The organism is Bacillus sp. 16GRE42, assembly GCF_019837435.1.
Taxonomy (GTDB): domain Bacteria; phylum Bacillota; class Bacilli; order Bacillales; family Bacillaceae_G; genus Bacillus_A; species Bacillus_A wiedmannii.
On record NZ_JADAXF010000001.1, the window covers coordinates 1328210 to 1346885 of the forward strand.

17 protein-coding genes are annotated in these 18676 nt (G+C 37.5%); all 17 read right to left on the reverse strand.

Annotated features, from left to right (window positions below; all coding sequences use genetic code 11):
• Window positions 1-137 precede the first annotated feature (137 nt).
• Window positions 138-407: a 30S ribosomal protein S15 gene (rpsO, locus tag ILS93_RS06795; RefSeq protein ID WP_001229392.1), complete on the reverse strand. Its 270-nt coding sequence runs from the start codon at window positions 405-407 to the stop codon at window positions 138-140.
• 100 nt (window positions 408-507) lie between these two features.
• A complete protein-coding gene (ribF, locus tag ILS93_RS06800) occupies window positions 508-1479 on the reverse strand; it encodes a bifunctional riboflavin kinase/FAD synthetase (RefSeq protein ID WP_064475019.1) in 972 nt (323 codons plus the stop codon).
• Window positions 1480-1522: 43 nt separating this feature from the next.
• Complete coding sequence (truB, locus tag ILS93_RS06805; RefSeq protein ID WP_048545987.1) at window positions 1523-2446, reverse strand: tRNA pseudouridine(55) synthase TruB; 924 nt, start codon at window positions 2444-2446, stop codon at window positions 1523-1525.
• An 86-nt stretch (window positions 2447-2532) separates the two neighbouring features.
• Window positions 2533-2889, reverse strand: a complete 357-nt coding sequence (rbfA, locus tag ILS93_RS06810; protein WP_000776445.1) for a 30S ribosome-binding factor RbfA — start codon at window positions 2887-2889, stop codon at window positions 2533-2535.
• Window positions 2890-2904: 15 nt separating this feature from the next.
• Window positions 2905-3186 carry a DUF503 domain-containing protein gene (locus tag ILS93_RS06815; RefSeq protein WP_000582364.1) on the reverse strand — a complete coding sequence of 94 codons (282 nt, stop codon included), beginning with the start codon at window positions 3184-3186 and terminating at the stop codon, window positions 2905-2907.
• Window positions 3183-5243, reverse strand: coding sequence for a translation initiation factor IF-2 (gene infB / locus ILS93_RS06820; RefSeq protein WP_064475018.1), 2061 nt, complete (start codon window positions 5241-5243; stop codon window positions 3183-3185). Before infB ends, ILS93_RS06815 begins: the two co-directional genes overlap by 4 nt.
• A 4-nt stretch (window positions 5244-5247) precedes the next feature.
• Window positions 5248-5559: a YlxQ family RNA-binding protein gene (locus ILS93_RS06825; RefSeq protein WP_001286521.1), complete on the reverse strand. Its 312-nt coding sequence runs from the start codon at window positions 5557-5559 to the stop codon at window positions 5248-5250.
• On the reverse strand, window positions 5560-5832 hold the full coding sequence (gene rnpM / locus ILS93_RS06830) for an RNase P modulator RnpM (RefSeq protein ID WP_000071127.1): 273 nt from the start codon (window positions 5830-5832) through the stop codon (window positions 5560-5562).
• Between the two features lie 11 nt (window positions 5833-5843).
• A complete protein-coding gene (gene nusA, locus ILS93_RS06835) occupies window positions 5844-6950 on the reverse strand; it encodes a transcription termination factor NusA (protein ID WP_000102596.1) in 1107 nt (368 codons plus the stop codon).
• A 17-nt stretch (window positions 6951-6967) separates the two neighbouring features.
• Window positions 6968-7438 carry a ribosome maturation factor RimP gene (gene rimP, locus ILS93_RS06840; protein ID WP_000359098.1) on the reverse strand — a complete coding sequence of 157 codons (471 nt, stop codon included), beginning with the start codon at window positions 7436-7438 and terminating at the stop codon, window positions 6968-6970.
• A gap of 333 nt (window positions 7439-7771) precedes the next feature.
• Window positions 7772-12073 carry a PolC-type DNA polymerase III gene (locus ILS93_RS06845; RefSeq protein WP_064475017.1) on the reverse strand — a complete coding sequence of 1434 codons (4302 nt, stop codon included), beginning with the start codon at window positions 12071-12073 and terminating at the stop codon, window positions 7772-7774.
• 124 nt (window positions 12074-12197) lie between these two features.
• Window positions 12198-13898 (reverse strand): proline--tRNA ligase, encoded by a 1701-nt coding sequence (locus ILS93_RS06850; RefSeq protein ID WP_088047269.1) that lies wholly within the window; start codon window positions 13896-13898, stop codon window positions 12198-12200.
• 109 nt (window positions 13899-14007) lie between these two features.
• Window positions 14008-15264 carry an RIP metalloprotease RseP gene (rseP, locus tag ILS93_RS06855; RefSeq protein WP_142315321.1) on the reverse strand — a complete coding sequence of 419 codons (1257 nt, stop codon included), beginning with the start codon at window positions 15262-15264 and terminating at the stop codon, window positions 14008-14010.
• Between the two features lie 17 nt (window positions 15265-15281).
• The gene (gene dxr / locus ILS93_RS06860; RefSeq protein ID WP_064475014.1) at window positions 15282-16424 is read right to left on the reverse strand and encodes a 1-deoxy-D-xylulose-5-phosphate reductoisomerase; all 1143 of its coding nucleotides are present in this window, start codon (window positions 16422-16424) and stop codon (window positions 15282-15284) included.
• A gap of 23 nt (window positions 16425-16447) precedes the next feature.
• Window positions 16448-17239 carry a phosphatidate cytidylyltransferase gene (cdsA, locus tag ILS93_RS06865; protein WP_064475013.1) on the reverse strand — a complete coding sequence of 264 codons (792 nt, stop codon included), beginning with the start codon at window positions 17237-17239 and terminating at the stop codon, window positions 16448-16450.
• Between the two features lie 17 nt (window positions 17240-17256).
• Entirely contained in the window at window positions 17257-18033 is a 777-nt protein-coding gene (gene uppS / locus ILS93_RS06870) for an undecaprenyl pyrophosphate synthase (protein ID WP_064475012.1), read from the reverse strand.
• Window positions 18034-18118: 85 nt separating this feature from the next.
• A complete protein-coding gene (gene frr / locus ILS93_RS06875) occupies window positions 18119-18676 on the reverse strand; it encodes a ribosome recycling factor (RefSeq protein WP_000531506.1) in 558 nt (185 codons plus the stop codon).

An 18676-nucleotide genomic window follows, 5' to 3' on the forward strand; every position in this document is an offset into this window, starting at 1 on the left:
GTATTCAATTCTTCTATGTAAATGGATAGTATATCACAATATTCTACCTCTAGTATTACCGAAAATGAAGTAAGCTATAAAGGGTAGAAGATATATTTTTACCTAACAAAAAAGCGGGAATATTCCCGCTTCTTTGACTATCGACGTAAGCCAAGCTTTGTGATTAATTCACGGTAACGTGTGATATCGCTATTACGAAGGTAAGTTAGTAAGTTACGACGTTTACCAACCATCTTTAATAGACCACGACGTGAATGATGATCTTTCTTGTGAGTACGTAAGTGCTCGTTTAGAGTGTTAATTTGCTCCGTTAGGACAGCAATTTGAACCTCTGGAGAACCAGTATCAGTCTCATGAGTTCTAAATTGTGCAATGATTTCATTTTTACGCTCTTGTGTTAAAGCCATCCTATTTCACCTCCTATTAATTAAACCCCCAATTACCTAGCAAGCGTCGGTGAGTCGCAATGCCAAGCAATGGTTGTCATAAAGTACATAACATAGAATACTACTTTTCATTTGAAAAAGCAAGTATATTCTTTTCGTTCGCAAAATATTCTTGTGCTGTTTTCTTATCTTTTGCAATTTGTTCAACTAACTCATCGATGCCATTGAATTTCTTTTCTTCTCTTATACGCATATGCCACTCTACTGTAACATTTTGTTCATATATGTCTTTGTTAAATTCAAATAAGTGCACTTCAATAGATAATTGACGCTCATCTTCTTTAAAAGTTGGTTTATATCCAATATTACATACACCATCGTACCATTCATCGTGAACTTTTAATCTCACTGCATAAACACCTACAGGTGGTAATAGATACTCATCACTTAAACCTATATTAGCTGTAGGAAAACCAATTTGACGTCCACGCTTATCACCGTGTACAACCGTTCCCCCTACTGTATATGCTCTACCTAAAATAGATGGAATTTGTTCCATTTCGCCATTTCGAATTAACTTTCGTAATGCTGTAGAACTTACTTTCTCTTCTTGAAATTCAACTTTTTCAATCACAGTCTGTGTAAACTCCCCTCTTGCATGAAATGGTAAAGTCTCCATCTTTCCTTTTCCTAAACGTCCATATGAATAATCAAACCCTGCTACTACATGCTTTACATTCAAACCAATAATATAATCATCTACAAATTGTTGTGGCAATAAGCCTGCAAACGATTCATCAAATTTAATAACATATAATATATCGATCCCTAAGTTTTCGACTATTTTTTCTTTATCACACATTGGTGTAATATACTCCGCATGCGCTTCCTTTTTTCCTAAAACAACAGATGGGTGCGGATAAAATGTCATAACTGCACTTTTATATCCTCGTTCATCAGCTATTTGTTTCGCAGTTCGAATCACACATTGATGTCCTAAATGAATGCCATCAAAAAATCCTAATGCCATTACAGTAGGTGGTAATTCTAATTTATTTTGTTCATGTGGATGAGTTAAATGAATAAGTTTCACGCTTGAATTCACCTTTTTCTGTAATAATCCTTCCAATAATTCATTATAGCTTTAGTTCTTGATTATTCACAAGTACTTTCATCGGCTTTAGCATACCAGGGTGTTTTGGATGGTGCTCATAAATTGCAAGGCAGCGATTATTTGTATCAAACACTGTTATAAATGGCGCCGTTATTTGCAATTCATTTTTTAAGAACATACCATTCTTTATTTTCTCTGCTTGCTTTTCATCTACAACCATTTTTGGAAACTTACTTAATGCTTCATCAATTGAAATGAAGATAGACTCTACTGTTCCATTTTGCACGTTTTCTTCAATTTCTTCAAATGATATGCAATCTTCTAATAAAAATTCACCCGAAGCTGTTCTTACAAGGTGAGACATATGTGATGGGAAACCAAGTTTTTCACCAATCATTACTGCTAATGTTCTTACATATGTCCCTTTACTACACGTTACACGGAAACGAAATGAAATATTTTCCCCCTCAAACACTTCACGATCATCTAGTAATACAAATTCATGAATTGTAATTGTACGAACTGGACGTTCAACTTCTTGTCCTGCTCTTGCATATTCATATAGTTTTTTTCCGTTAACTTTTACAGCTGAAAACATCGGAGGCATTTGTTCAATCGTACCTGTTAATGCAGCAAGAGCCCCTTCTACTTCCTTACGAGTAATAACACGATCTACATTTTTCGTTTCAACAACTTCACCAGAAGCATCTTCAGTTGTCGTTGAAAATCCAAGTGTTACTTCACCTTCATATGTTTTCGTCTCACTCGTTAAAAATTGTGCAATCTTCGTTGCTCGTCCTACACAAATAGGTAATACTCCTGTTACATCTGGATCTAATGTTCCTGTATGACCAATTCGTTTCTCACGCAATATCTTTCTTAATTTAAATACACAATCATGTGATGTCATGCCTTTTGGCTTATGTAATAATACTACACCTTCCATATATGTTCACCTCATCATAATTCTTTCATAGTAATTATCCAAAATTAATTTTGCATTGAAAAAATGGATAGACAAATGTCTATCCATTATTCTTCACGTTTACCGTCTTTATTAATTTGATGTAAAAGTGTATCAATTCGATGACCATATCCGATAGACTCATCAAACTCAAAGGAAATTTCCGGTGTTTTACGAAGACGAATACGCTGGCCAATTTCTGAACGAATGAAACCTTTTGCCTTCGCTAAACCTTTTAATGTACTTTCTTTCTGTTCCTCATCACCTAAAACAGAAATATATACTGTAGCAATTTGTAAATCTCCACTCACTTGTACATCTGTTACTGTAACAAATCCAACACGTGGATCTTTAATTTTACGACTGATGATGTCGCCTAATTCTTTTTTCATTTGCTCGCCTACACGGTTTGCACGTAATTTCATAACTCTTCACCTCATTCAATACCATTCCAATTGTGTTATTGTACGTTCAATTTCAGGAAATGAATCGATGTACTCGAGTACACGATTCATTTCTTTTTCACAAATAACACGATTAGAGGATACAGAAACAATTGCAATTTCTGTACGTTGCCATACATCTTGATGCCCTACTTCTGAAACAGCTACATTATAACGCTGCTTCACACGAGTTAGCACCCGTTGCAAAATTGCTCGTTTCTCTTTTAAAGAATGCACATCGTAAATCATACACTCGAATGAGAGTGAAGCGATAATCATCGCTTCACTTCTTCCATAATGTACGCTTCAATGATGTCCCCTTCTTTAAGATCATTATATCTCTCAATTGTAATACCACACTCATAGTTTTGTGCAACTTCTTTTACGTCATCTTTGAAACGTTTTAACGTATCAAGTTGTCCTTCGAAAATTACTACGCCATCACGGATAATACGCACGCCACTATCACGTGTAATTTTACCGTCAATTACGTAACAACCTGCGATTGTTCCAACTTTTGTTACTTTGAATGTTTGGCGTACTTCCGCTTGACCGATTACTTTTTCTTCGAATTCTGGATCCAGCATACCTTGCATTGCTGATTCGATTTCTTCGATTACTTTATAGATAATACGGTGTAAACGAACATCAACATTCTCTAATTCAGCTGTACGCTTCGCATTCACATCAGGGCGTACGTTAAATCCAATTACAATTGCATTAGATGCAGAAGCTAAAATAACATCAGATTCTGTAATCGCACCTACGCCTGTATGGATAATTTTAACTTTAACACCTTCAACATCAATTTTACGAAGTGACGCTGCCATTGCTTCTACAGAACCTTGTACGTCTGCTTTCACAATTAAGTTAATTTCTTTTACATCGCCTTCTTGGATTTGTTGGAATAAATCTTCAAGGCTTAATTTAGATTTTTCACCACGTTGAGCAAGTAACGCTTCTTGTGCACGTGATTCACCGATTTGACGAGCTTTCTTCTCATCAGCGAATGCCATGAAACGATCTCCCGCTTGTGGTACTTCATTTAAACCTGTAATTTCAACAGGAGTTGATGGACCAGCAACTTTTACACGACGACCAATATCACTTACCATTGCACGAACACGTCCGAATGAAGTACCAACAACGATTGGATCTCCAACTCGAAGTGTACCGTTTTGAACAAGTAATGTCGCGATAGTTCCTTTACCTTTATCAAGCTGTGCTTCGATTACAGTACCAGTTGCATAACGGTTTGGATTTGCTTTATATTCTTCTACTTCACTTACAAGAAGAATCATTTCTAGTAAGTTGTCAATTCCTTCACCTTGAATTGCAGAAATTGGTACGAAAATTGTATCTCCGCCCCAAGCTTCTGGAACTAATTCATATTCTGTTAATTCTTGCATTACACGATCAGGATTTGCCGCTGGTTTATCCATTTTATTCACAGCTACAATAATTGGTACTCCAGCTGCTTTCGCATGGCTAATCGCTTCAACTGTTTGTGGCATAACACCGTCATCAGCTGCAACAACAAGAATTGTAATATCCGTTACTTGCGCACCACGAGCACGCATCGTTGTAAATGCCGCGTGACCAGGCGTATCTAAGAATGTAATCTTCTTGTCATTTACTTCAACTTGGTATGCACCAATATGCTGAGTAATTCCACCTGCTTCGCCTGCAGTTACTTTTGAATTACGGATAGAGTCAAGTAAAGTTGTTTTACCATGGTCAACGTGCCCCATAATTGTAACTACAGCTGGACGCTCTTTTAAGTTCTCTTCATCATCTTGCTCATCGATGAATGTTTCAAATTCAGTTTCACTTACAACTACTTCTTCTTCTACTTCAATACCATAATCAGTAGCAATTAACTCAATTGTATCTTTATCTAAGTCTTGGTTAATTGTTGCCATAATTCCAAGCATAAAGAGCTTCTTAATAATTTCAGACGGCTCTTTGCTTAATTTTTTAGCAAGCTCACCTACTGTAAGACTTCCAGAGAAAGTAAGTTTATCTGGTGTTTCTACAATTTGTGTTTGTTGTCTTCCAGCAAAGTTATCTTGACGTTTGTCTTCATTTCCTTTGCCTTTTTTCTTTTTCTTATTGCTGTTCTTTTTACTACGAACAACTTTTTCTTCTACTTCAAACTCATCTGCAACAGAAGGTTTTTCAGTTTGGTACGCATTATCTAATTTGTTTACTACTTCATCGTCTAACATTGTCATATGATTCGAAACCTCGATATTCATTTCTTTTAGTTTTGTCATAAGATCTTTACTTGAGATATTATGTTGTTTTGCATATTCATGCACTCGAATTTTACTCATACCTTCACCCCCGGTAATTTGTATCGAGCATGCTACGCAGCTTTTTCGCAAAGCCCTCATCTAACACAGCTACAACGACTCGCTCGTCTCTCCCAATCGCATGCCCTAATTGTTGTCGATTTTCGACCTTTCTCATTGGTACGTTGTAATACGTCGCTTTATCCGTGATGCGTTTTGTAGTATTTGCTGACGCATCTTCAGATAGCAATACAAGTTTTGCTTTGCCACTTCGTACTTCTTTTAAAACAAGTTCTTCACCCGAAATAATTTTCCGAGCCCGGTTTGCTAGTCCTAAAAACGATTTCCAATCGGACACTTATTTCGACTCCTTCTCAACAAGCTCAAGAAGCTCTTCGTATAGAGAACCGTCGATTTTCGCTTTTAGATGATGTTCCAAAACATTTTTCTTTTGGGCTTGAAGAATACTTTCTTTATCTTTTGATAAATAAGCACCTCGTCCTGATTTCTTTCCAGTTAAATCAATGGACACTTCTCCCTCTTTGGAACGAACAATGCGAACGAGCTCTCGTTTTGATTTCATTTCTTGCGTTGCAACACATTTTCGTAACGGAACTTTTCGATTGCTCATACTCATCACCTCTATTCGATTTCGTCTTCAACTGAATCGAATCCGAATGCGATTACGCTATCTTCTTCTGTTACAATACCAAGTTGTTTCGCATCAGACTCACTCTTAATATCAATTTTCCAACCTGTTAATTTAGCTGCAAGACGTGCATTTTGTCCACGCTTACCAATAGCTAATGACAGTTGGTGGTCTGGAACAACAACAGTTGTTGCTTTTTCTTCTTCATCTACAAGCACTTTAACAACTTGTGATGGGCTTAAAGCATTTGCAACATATTCTACTGGATCATTTGACCAGCGAACGATGTCAATCTTTTCGCCTTTTAATTCGTCTACAATGCGTTGTACACGTTGTCCTTTCGGTCCTACACAAGAACCTACTGGATCAACATCAATGTTCTCTGCATGTACAGAAATTTTAGAACGATCGCCAGCTTCACGTGCTACAGAACGAATTTCAACAGTTCCATCATAAATTTCAGGAACTTCCATTTCGAATAAACGTTTTAAAAGACCAGGATGTGTACGTGATACGTAAATTTGTGGTCCTTTTGTTGTTTTTTCTACTTTCGTAATGAATACGCGAATACGATCATGTGGTTTGTACTGTTCGTTTGGCATTTGCTCACTTACAGGTAATAAAGCTTCTACTTTCCCTAAGCTTACATAGATAAAACGAGCATCTTGACGTTGTACGATACCCACCATGATATCTTCTTCACGGTCACTAAACTCAGAGTAAATAACACCACGCTCTGCTTCGCGCACTCGTTGTGTTACAACCTGTTTTGCAGTTTGTGCTGCAATACGACCGAAATCTTTTGGTGTTACTTCAATCTCTAGTACGTCACCATCTTGATAGTTTGGATTAATTTGTCTTGCTTCTTCAACAGAAATTTCAAGACGTGGATCAAACACATTATCTACAACGTCTTTACGTGCTAAAACTTGAATTGTTCCCACTTCTGGGTTAAAGCTCACACGAACGTTTTGTGCTTGATTAAAATTGCGTTTATAAGCAGAGATTAACGCTGCTTCAATCGCATCAATAATAATATCTTTGCTGATTCCTTTTTCTGACTCTAATACGAGCAAGGCATCTAACAACTCAGTGCTCATGAAGATCCCCCTTCTAACTAAAACGTAACAGCAAGTCGCGCATTTGCAACTTTATCCATTGGAATTTGGATTTCTTTTTTACGTGTTTTAATTGTTAATAATAATGTAATTGTAGTACCATCGTAGGAAAGTAGCTTTCCTTCAAACATTTTTTCACCATCAATCGGCTCATATGTTTTAATTGCCACTTGTTTTCCTACCGCTTGCTGGAAGTCTTTCTCTTTCTTTAATGGGCGTTCCGCTCCAGGAGATGATACATCCAAAAAGTAAAGATGAGGAATTGGATCCTCTTTATCTAAAGCTTCGCTTAAACGTTCACTTACCGCACCGCATTCTTCAATGTCGACTCCCTTTTCAGAATCGATGAATACGCGTAAGAACCAGTCTTGTCCTTCTTGCACATACTCTACATCTACAAGTTCAAGATTTAACTCTTCAACGATTGGCTGCGCAAATGCTTCTACAACTTCTGTGACTTTCTTATCCATAAACAGCCTCCTTCCTGCCGCCATGTACCATTTACAAGAAAAGACCCCGTCCATAAAAACGGTCCATCTTATTCTTTCTCGTTAGCTAACAAAAGCCCCTGCCGTTAAGCAGGGAATATCTGTCTTAGTATTACCAAATTTAAGAAGTAAAACTTGTAACAAAATATGTATATACGACAGAAATTTCTTACCTCTCCACATCAATAAAACGTAGATAGTAACACGAAAGAGTGGGTTTCCCCACTCTTTTTTTTACACAATATACATGACATGGTTATCTCGGTTAATAGTATACCATAGCAAATGTTGATTTGCAAAGACTTTTCCTACCTATTAGAACAGTGATAACTGGTTTTGATCAGGTAGATCGCCTAAGCAACCTTGACTATCTAAATACTCAATAATTGTTTTCGAAACCTTACTGCGCTGCTGTAAATCTTCTTTTGATAAGAAATCTCCATTTTTGCGTGCTTCTACAATACTTAAAGCTGCGTTTGTACCAAGTCCAGGCACTGCATTAAATGGAGGAATTAAAGTATCCCCATCAATAATAAATTCTGTTGCATGCGAACGGTATAAATCAACCTTTTGGAATGAGTATCCACGCTCACACATTTCAAGTGTCATTTCTAGTACTGTTAATAAACTTTTCTCTTTCGGCGCTGCATCCAAACCTTTTTGCGCAATTTCATCAATTCTTACACGTATAGATGCTGAACCCTTCGCCATCGCCTCTATATCAAAGTCATCTGCACGAACTGTAAAGTATGCCGCATAGAATAGAAGCGCGAAATGTACTTTAAAGTATGCAATACGTACAGCCATAAGTACGTAAGCAGCCGCATGGGCTTTAGGGAACATGTACTTTATTTTCTTACATGAATCAATATACCATCCTGGTACATTATTACTTTTCATGTCATCTTCCCATTCTTCCGGTACACCTTTACCTTTACGAACTGACTCCATGATTTTGAAGGCTAATGATGGGTCTAAACCTTGATAGATTAAATATACCATAATGTCATCACGACAACCGATAACTTCACTCAGCGTACATGTACCGTTATAAATTAACTCGTTTGCATTACCAAGCCATACGTCTGTACCATGTGATAGTCCAGAGATTTGGACTAACTCAGAGAATGTCGTAGGTTTCGTCTCTTCTAACATCTGCCTTACGAATTTCGTACCAAACTCTGGTATACCAAGTGTACCTGTTTTACAGTTAATTTGTTCTTCCGTTACCCCTAATGATTCCGGGCCTGAGAAAATTTTCATTACTTCTGGATCGTCTGTCGGGATTGTTTTCGGATCAATACCACTTAAATCTTGTAACATACGAATAACAGTCGGATCATCGTGTCCTAGTATATCAAGTTTCAATAAATTATCATGAATGGAGTGGAAATCAAAGTGTGTCGTTCTCCACTCAGCCCCTATTGAATCCGCCGGAAACTGAATTGGTGAGAAATCAAAGATATCCATGTAATCTGGTACAACGATAATACCACCTGGATGCTGTCCGGTTGTACGTTTTACGCCCGTACATCCTGCTACTAAGCGGTCAATCTCTGCATTTCGAATCGTTAAATTATGATCATTTGCATAACCTTTTACATATCCATAAGCCGTTTTTTCCGCGACTGTACCTATTGTACCCGCACGGTATACATAATCTTCACCGAACAGTACTTTCGTATAGTTATGAGCACGTGGTTGGTATTCCCCGGAGAAGTTCAGATCGATATCGGGTACCTTATCTCCTTTAAATCCAAGGAACGTTTCGAACGGAATATCATGTCCATCTTTCACGTATGGAACATTACATGCAGGACATTCTTTATCCGGCAAGTCAAAACCAGAACCTACAGAACCATCATTAAAGAATTCTGATTGCTTACACTTCGGACATACATAGTGTGGTGGTAATGGGTTTACTTCTGTAATTTCCATCATCGTTGCAACGAACGATGAACCTACCGATCCACGCGAACCTACTAAATATCCGTCTACTAACGATTTCTTCACAAGCTTATGTGAAATTAAATAAATTACGGCGAATCCATGCCCAATAATACTTTTTAATTCTTTTTCTAAACGCGCTTCTACAATTTCAGGTAACTCTTCACCATAAATGCTACGCGCCATTTTATAACTCATGTCACGCGTCTCATCATCTGCACCTTCAATTTTCGGTGTATATAGATCATCTTTCACCGGATGAACATCACCAATCAATGATGCAACCTTTTGTGTATTCGTTACAACAATTTCTTTCGCTACGTCTTCACCTAAGAATGAAAAACACTCTAACATTTCATCCGTTGTACGGAAATGTACAGGTGGTAATGAATGTCGGTTTAACGGATTGGCTCCGCCCTGCGAACTGACTAAAATTTTGCGATACATTGCATCCTCTGGATCTATATAATGCACGTTTCCTGTAGCAACAACTGGTTTATCTAACGTCTCACCTAGTTTTACTAAGTTAGAAATAATTGTTTTTAATTGTCCCTCATCTCGAACCAGTTCACGTTCTACTAAATGACGTAACACCTCTGGAGGCATTACTTCAATGTAATCATAGAACTGCGCAATTTCTTCTACCTCTTCAGGAGCTTTTTGCATCATCGCCTCAAACACTTCACCTTTATCACAAGCCGTTCCTACTAAAATTCCTTCACGATATTTTTTTAATAGTGACCTTGGTACTCGTGGTACACGATAAAAGTAATTTAGGTGAGAATAGGAAACAAGTTTATATAAATTTTTCAACCCTACATCTGATGTGGCAAGTAACGTCATATGACTTGGACGTCCACGCTTATACGCATCCCCTTGCCCCATGCTATCATTTAATTGATCGTGATATTCAAATCCCTTTTCAATCACATCTTTTAACATTTTCACAAGTAAGTATCCCGTTGCTTCTGTATCATAAATCGCACGGTGATGTTGCGTTAATTCAATATCAAGCTTTTTACACATCGTATTTAATCGGTGGTTTTTCATTTCTGGGAATAAGAATCTTGCAAGTTCTAACGTATCAATAACAGGATTATTCGTTTTTTCTAGCCCAGCCTTTTTAAAACCTACGTTAATAAAGCCCATATCAAAACTTGCGTTATGAGCAACAAGTGTATGGTCGCCCATCCATTCTTCAAACTTTTTAAACACTTCGTCCACTTCTGGTGCATCCGTTAACATATCATCTGTAATACCTGTTAATTCAATAATCGTCGCAGATAATGGCTGATGTGGATTTGCGAAAGATTCAAAGCGGTCAATAATTTCGCCACCTTTTACTTTTACAGCCGCTAACTCGATAACAGTATCATATACAGCTGATAAACCTGTCGTCTCAACGTCGAAAACAACATATGTTTCCTCTGCAAGTAAACGATGCGCTTCGTTATATGCAATTGGTACACCATCATTAACTAGATTCGCTTCTACACCATATATAACTTTAACCCCAGCCTTTTTACCCGCAGAATATGCCTCTGGGAAAGACTGCGCAACAGCATGGTCTGTAACAGCGATTGCCTCATGTCCCCATTTACCTGCTTGGGCAACAAGTCTAGAAACAGGAGTAACAGCGTCCATTTGGCTCATCGGTGTGTGAAGATGCAGCTCTACACGTTTTTCACCTTCTGGCGCTTTATCTTTACGAGACGGTCCTGTTATTTCATTTATATCATTTGCAATCATTACTAAATCTCGAACGAATGTATCATTTTGAACAGAACCACGCGCTTTCACCCACATTCCTTTTTTCAAGGATTGCAGCATTGGAATATCTTCTTTGTCACGCGAGAACATTTTGATCATAATTGAATCCGTATAGTCTGTTATTTTTAAAGTTAATAACGTACGGCCACTACGCAGCTCTTTCGTTTCTACATGGAAGACGTATCCTTGAACTGTTTTTCTTCTTTCTTCATCTTGAATTTCTCGCATCGGTGTAATCTCTTCATCCGGCTTAATGAGATATCCGAGTACAACCGGTCCTTCATGCACAACGCTACTTTCTTCAGCTTGCTTCTTCGCCATTTCTTCCATAGCTTGTATAACACGTTCACGATCTTCTTGCTGCGTTTGCTCACGAAACTTTTGCATTTCTTCTGTATTTTGCTGTATATGTGTGTCTAACTGAAAACGCGGGAATCCAAAAGTTTCGTATTGATCCCCTACTGGTTTCGCAACGTTTTTCTTTAAAGCAGTAGATTCCAGCTCATTATTCACATTTATTAGCAACTTCACTCCATTCACCTGCGGAAGCTGCTTCTTTAAGTAAGCAAACATAGGTGAAAATGTAATTCGTTCCGTACAAAGCGGCCAATACGCCCTCACTTCTTCTTCTGTAAATTGTTTATTCTCTGTTTCTAATGCAAATGTTGTTCTTGCAATATGAGAAAATGATTGCTTAAGCTTTGTTTCTAGCAATTCATATAATTCTGTAGGCAAAATACGTGGCACTTGTAAATCAAAATGCCAACTTTTATTCGCTTTATCAATAACGAGCCTTTCAATACCACCACCTTGTAAATATTGATTTATAAGGTCGTCTGGTATTTGCAACTGCTGGAGCAAAATTTGAAATCGCTCTTGTTGTTCATTTGTTAAAGACATAAGCACTCTCCTTCCATTTGCTATTATAAATTGAAACGTACTACAAAGAAAGATTTCTCCCTTCTTCTTTTACAAAATACGTTTACAAAGAAAGAGAAGGTACCTCATTACGAGGTACCTCTTCTTATTTTAAAATATTTGTAATATATGTTTGAAGTTCTTCTACTTTCACTTCTTCAGACTCGCCTGTAGCACGTACTTTCACTTCTACAATACCTTCGTCTGCTTTTTTACCAACTGTCACGCGAACTGGAAGGCCGAATAAATCTGCATCTGCAAATTTAACACCCGCACGTTCTGCACGATCATCTAGTAATACTTCGTACCCTTGTTCTTGTAATGAGTTGTAGATATTTTCACCCATTTCACGTTGTGCATCAGATTTCATATTTACTGGAATTACATGCACATGGAACGGTGCAACAGCTTTTGGCCAAACTAAACCGTTCTCATCATTAAACTGCTCTGCGATTGCTGCCACTGTACGAGATACACCGATACCGTAACAACCCATAATAAGTGGTTGTGTTTTTCCGTTTTCATCTAGGAATGTTGCGTTCATTGCTTCACTATAACGAGTTCCTAATTTGAATACATGACCAACTTCAATTCCGCGTGCGAAAAGAATTGTTCCGTTTCCATCTGGAGACTGGTCTCCTTCTTGAATGAAGCGTAAATCTGTATATTGACTTACTTTAAAGTCACGTTCTGGATTTACATTTACATAATGGAATCCTTCTTCGTTCGCTCCTGAACAACCGTTAACAATTGATGCTACAGCATGGTCTGCGATAATTTCGATATCACCTGTTACACCAATCGGTCCTAAAGAACCAACTTCACAGTTTAATAATTCTTTCACTTCTTCATGAGAAGCAAGCTCAACAACTGAAGCGCCGTATACATTTTTCACTTTTACATCGTTTACTTCATGATCACCACGTACAAGTACAACTACTAATTTCTCATCTACTTTAAATACCATAGACTTAATGCACTTGTCAGCTTCAATGTTTAAGAATGCAGATACTTCTTCAATTGCTTTTTGATCTGGTGTTGCTACTTTTTCAAGTGCCTTTTCTGCTTCATCACTCTTCGTATACGTAGCTACAACAGGAGCCATTTCGATGTTTGCTGCATAATTAGATGTATCAGAGTATGCAATTGTATCTTCACCAACTTCAGATAATACCATAAATTCATGCGTATCTTTTCCGCCCATTGCTCCAGAGTCAGCAATAACTGCACGGAAATTCAAGCCACAACGAGCAAAAATGTTAGAGTATGCTTTGTATAAACGATCGTATACTTCATCTAAACTCTCTTGTGTAGCATGGAAAGAGTATGCATCTTTCATTAGAAACTCTCTTCCACGTAATAAACCGAAACGAGGTCTTTGTTCATCACGGAATTTTGTTTGAATTTGGTACAATGTTAACGGTAATTTTTTATATGATTTCACTTCATCACGTACAAGATCCGTAATTACTTCTTCATGTGTCGCTCCTAATGCGAATTCACGAGCGTTACGATCTTTCATACGCATTAATTCAGATCCGTAAGAATACCAACGGCCTGATTCTTGCCATAATTCTGCCGCTTGCATCGCTGGCATTAATAATTCTACAGCTCCTGCGCGCTCCATTTCTTCTCGAACGATACGTTCTACTTTGTGTAGTACTTTTAATCCAAATGGTAGAAAACTATAAATACCAGAAGCATTTTGACGCATAAAACCTGCGCGAAGTAATAACTGATGACTCTTAATCTCCGCATCAGCTGGAACTTCACGTAATGTAGGACTGAATACCATACTTTGTTTCATTTATTCGCACCTCTTCATTTTACTCTTTCACGCAGTAAAACCCCTCACCTCGAGTTAGGTGAGGGATTTTATTCTACGAGCTCTATTTCATTATAAGTTTCACTTTATTTTACAAGAAAAACTTACGAATGTCATTCCAAGTTACAACTAACATAAGTAACATTAATAATGCAAAACCAATAAAGTGAACCATTCCTTCTTTTTGGCGGTCAATTGGTTTCCCTCGTAACGCTTCAATTAAGAAGAAGAACAAACGTCCACCGTCTAAAGCAGGGACTGGTAGTAAATTAAATAAACCAAGGTTAATACTTAAAACTGCTGCTAAACTTAATACACGCGTAAATCCATAATCTACAACTTGATCTGTTAGATTATAAATTCCTACTGGACCTGACAACTCATTAATAGAGAATTGACCAGTTACTAATTTCACAAGTGAATCAAAAATTAGTTTTGTCCATTGGTATGTTTGTTCAAATCCTGATTTAATAGAACCCATTACTGTTTTCTCTACTGGAGAGTAAACACCAATTCTACCCACTTCGTCTTTTCCTTCTTTATCGAGTGTTGGCGTTACTTTTACATTAAACTGTTCATTATCACGCTTTACTTGTAACGTAATTTCTTTATTTGGGTTTTCACGTACAACGGTAACAACATCTTTCCATGTACTTGTGTTTTTCCCATCGATTGCTTGAATTGTATCATTTTCTTTTAATCCAGCTTGCTCGGCTGCACTATTCTCCATTACTTTTCCGACCATTGGCTTGTCAACAGGAACACCTTGTACAAATCCAAGAATCACAAAAATAACAAATGCTAAAATGAAGTTCATTGCAGGACCTGCAAAGATTGTTAAGGCACGTTGACCCAATTTCTTGGAGCCGAACTGCCTATTGTACGGAGCAATTTGTATTTCTTCACCAGCAGTAATAATACGAGCCTTTTCATTCACTCGGAATGTTTGAAGCTCTTCCTCGTACTCTTCATAGCCCGAAATTGTTAAATTATGCTCTAAATCAGCTTGTTCGACTTCAATGACACGAACATTTGGATACTTTTCATATCCATCAAAAACTAATTTCGCAACTTCGTCTTTTTCATTTAATACAAGGCCAACCTTTTTTCCAGGCTTTAACTCAACTGTGTCTGCATCTTCGCCAGCCATTCTTACATAGCCACCAAGGGGCAGTAATCGAATCGTATACACCGTTTCATTCTTTTCAAATGAGAATATTTTCGGACCAAAACCAATCGCAAACTCACGGCATAAAATACCTGCTCTTTTTGCGAAATATAGATGCCCTAGCTCATGGAAAAATACGAGTGCACCGAAAATTAATATAAAGGCAATCGCTGTATTCAATTCCATAACCACCTTTGCTAAATTTGTTCCATCACAAACCGTCTTGTGGCTGCATCAATTTCCAAAATTTCCTCTAAGCTCGGACGTGCAATGACATTGTGATGGTTCATTGCTTTTTCAATGAGGTCTTCCACTGTTAAGAAACCAATTCTCTTTTGTAAAAAAGCTTCAACAGCTACTTCATTCGCTGCGTTCATTACAGCTGGCATACTTCCACCTGCTTTTCCAGCTTCATACGCAAAACGTAGGCAACGGAATCGTTCTTGATTCATTTTTTCAAAATGCAACGTCCCTATTTCCCATAAGTTTAACTGTTTTGTGTCTGTTAGAGGCAATCGATCAGGATATGTAAGCGCGTATTGAATTGGTACTCGCATATCAGGTGAGCCAAGCTGTGCCATTACACTACGATCTTCAAATTCAACCATAGAATGGATAATACTTTCTTTATGTAAAACAACATCGATTTGCTCATAAGGGATACCAAAAAGCCAATGTGCTTCAATTACTTCTAGCCCCTTATTCATCATTGTAGCAGAATCAATTGTAATTTTCGAACCCATTGACCAGTTTGGATGTCGAAGTGCATCTTCTACGGTCACATGATGCAATTCATCTCTCGTTTTATCACGGAAACTTCCACCGGAAGCCGTTATAATTAGTCGAGAAATTCTTTTTTCATTTTCACCATTCAAACATTGAAAAATAGCTGAATGTTCACTATCTACCGGAAGTAACGAAACATTATGTTTTCGTGCCGCTTCCATTACAAGATGCCCTGCAGTTACTAATGTTTCTTTATTTGCAATTCCAATTGTTTTTTTCGCCTCAATTGCACGAAGTGTTGGTAACAACCCTACGCTACCTACAACAGCATTTACTACAATCTCCGCATCTGGATGTAATGCTACTTCTAAAAGCCCTTCACTACCATATACAACTTTTGTATTACCAGAGACAGCTTGTAATTTTAAAACATCTTCCTCTCTTTGCACAGAGACGATTTGCGGAGAAAATTCTTGAATTACATTTACTGCGTAGTCAATATTTTTCCCTACAGAAAAAGCAACGAGACGGAATTGGTCTGGGTGCGAGCGTAATACATCTAAAGTTTGTGTACCAATTGATCCGCTTGCACCTAATAAACTAATGTTTTTCATGACTCCAACCCCTCGTTCATTTATTAATTGTATTGTAATAAGAAGTAGAGAATTGGTAAAACAAATAACCAACTATCTGTTCGATCTAATATACCACCATGTCCAGGTAAAATCGTACCTGAATCCTTTACGCCATAATGACGTTTAAATGCAGACTGTACTAAATCACCAATTTGTCCAAAAATAGAAATGATAATTGTCAACACAATTAAAATCCCTACATTAGCCTCAACAGGGAAGAACATATTGTAAACGAGTGCCACAACAATTCCACAAACGATGCCACCTATTGAACCTTCAATCGTTTTATTTGGACTAATTTCTGGCCACAATTTCCTCTTTCCTAATGCCTTTCCTACGAAATATGCGCCTGAATCAGTAGCCCATATAACAAATAATGCACAAAACACATATTTAATTCCTAATATTCTCGTTTCATTCAAATATAGGAATCCCATTCCAACATATGTTGTTGCCATTAGCAAAAATGAAGCATTGTCAAAAGTAAATGTATTCTTAGAAAGGACTGTATATGATAAAAGTAATAAAACAATCACAAATGTGATTTCTAATTTACCTAATCCAATCTGCGTAAACAGTTCTGATGCACTACTTGGAATTAAAATGATCCATAATAATACTGCAGCTAAAACTGTTGGTATTGAAATAAGCGTAAGCTTATTCATACGAATTAATTCATATAAACCTATAGAAGCAAGTGCATACACTAAAACCGTAAAAGGCACGCCACCGTAAATTACGATGGGAATGAATAGCGCGGCAGCAACCACTCCAGTAATAATTCTCTGTTTCACTACCAAACCCTCTCTTTCTACACGCCTCCGAATCTGCGCCCTCTATGCTGAAAGTCTGTAATCGCATTTAGCAAATGTTCCTCGGTAAAATCTGGCCAATACACATCTGTAAACCAAAATTCCGAATATGCAATTTGCCATAACATGAAATTACTAATACGTAGCTCTCCGCTCGTACGGATTAACAACTCTGGGTCAGGTAAAGAACTCGTCATTAAATAAGAAGAAAGCATTTCTTCACTTACATCTTCAACACGAATTTTTCCTTCCTCACTATCTTTCACCATATGTTGCACAGCAGAAACGATCTCATCTCGACTTCCATAGTTTAACGCGAAATTAAGAATTAATCCCGTATTCTCTTTCGTATCTTCCATGGCCTTTTCCATCGCTCTGCGTGTATGCGTAGGAAGACGATCTTGTTGTCCTATTACTCGGACTTGTACGTTCTCTTTAATCAATTCTGGTAAAAATGTACCTAGAAATTCTTCTGGAAGCCTCATTAAATAGTCAACTTCCTTTTTCGGTCTTTTCCAGTTCTCAGTTGAAAAAGCATAAAGAGTTAATACTTTGACATTAAGTTTGCTTGCAAATTTTGTGATTTTCTTTACAACTTGCATGCCTTCATGATGTCCCGCAATACGAGGCATCGCTCTCCTCTTTGCCCATCTTCCATTACCATCCATAATGATGGCAATATGTTCTGGGACGTATCCTTTTTTCACTTTTTCAACGAGATGATCAAACGATGCGACCTTTTTACTTTTAAAAAAAGGAAAGTTTTTAAACATCATTCATACCCTCCAGCAAGCAGACGTATGCCTAAAAGTGTAAAAAGACCCCCTTAAGAAGAGGGTCATATTTGCGAAGGTATCGCTATTACACTTCCATGATTTCTTTTTCTTTGTTTTTTGCGATTTCGTCAACTTTTGCAATATATTTATCTGTTTCTTTTTGGATATCTTCAGTATATCCTCTTAAATCATCTTCTGTAATATCGCCAGCTTTTTCAAGCTTCTTAAGATCATCGTTACTGTCACGACGTACATTACGAACAGCAACTTTTGCTTCTTCAGCATATTTTTTTACAACTTTTACAAGATCACGACGACGCTCTTCTGTTAATGCAGGGAATGCAATACGAATTACAGTTCCATCATTAGAAGGATTTAAGCCTAAATCCGCTTTTAAGATTGCTTTTTCAATATCACCGATAGAAGTTTTATCATAAGGTTGAATTACAAGTAAACGTGCTTCTGGAACTGTAATGTTCGCTAATTGCACAACAGGTGTTGGTGCACCATAGTAATCAACTTGTACCTTATCTAATACAGACGAGCTTGCACGACCTGCGCGAACTGTTGCCAATTCACGAGAGTAAGCAGCAACTGCTTTTTCCATTTTTTCATTTGAAGACTTCAATACTTGTTGTCCCAT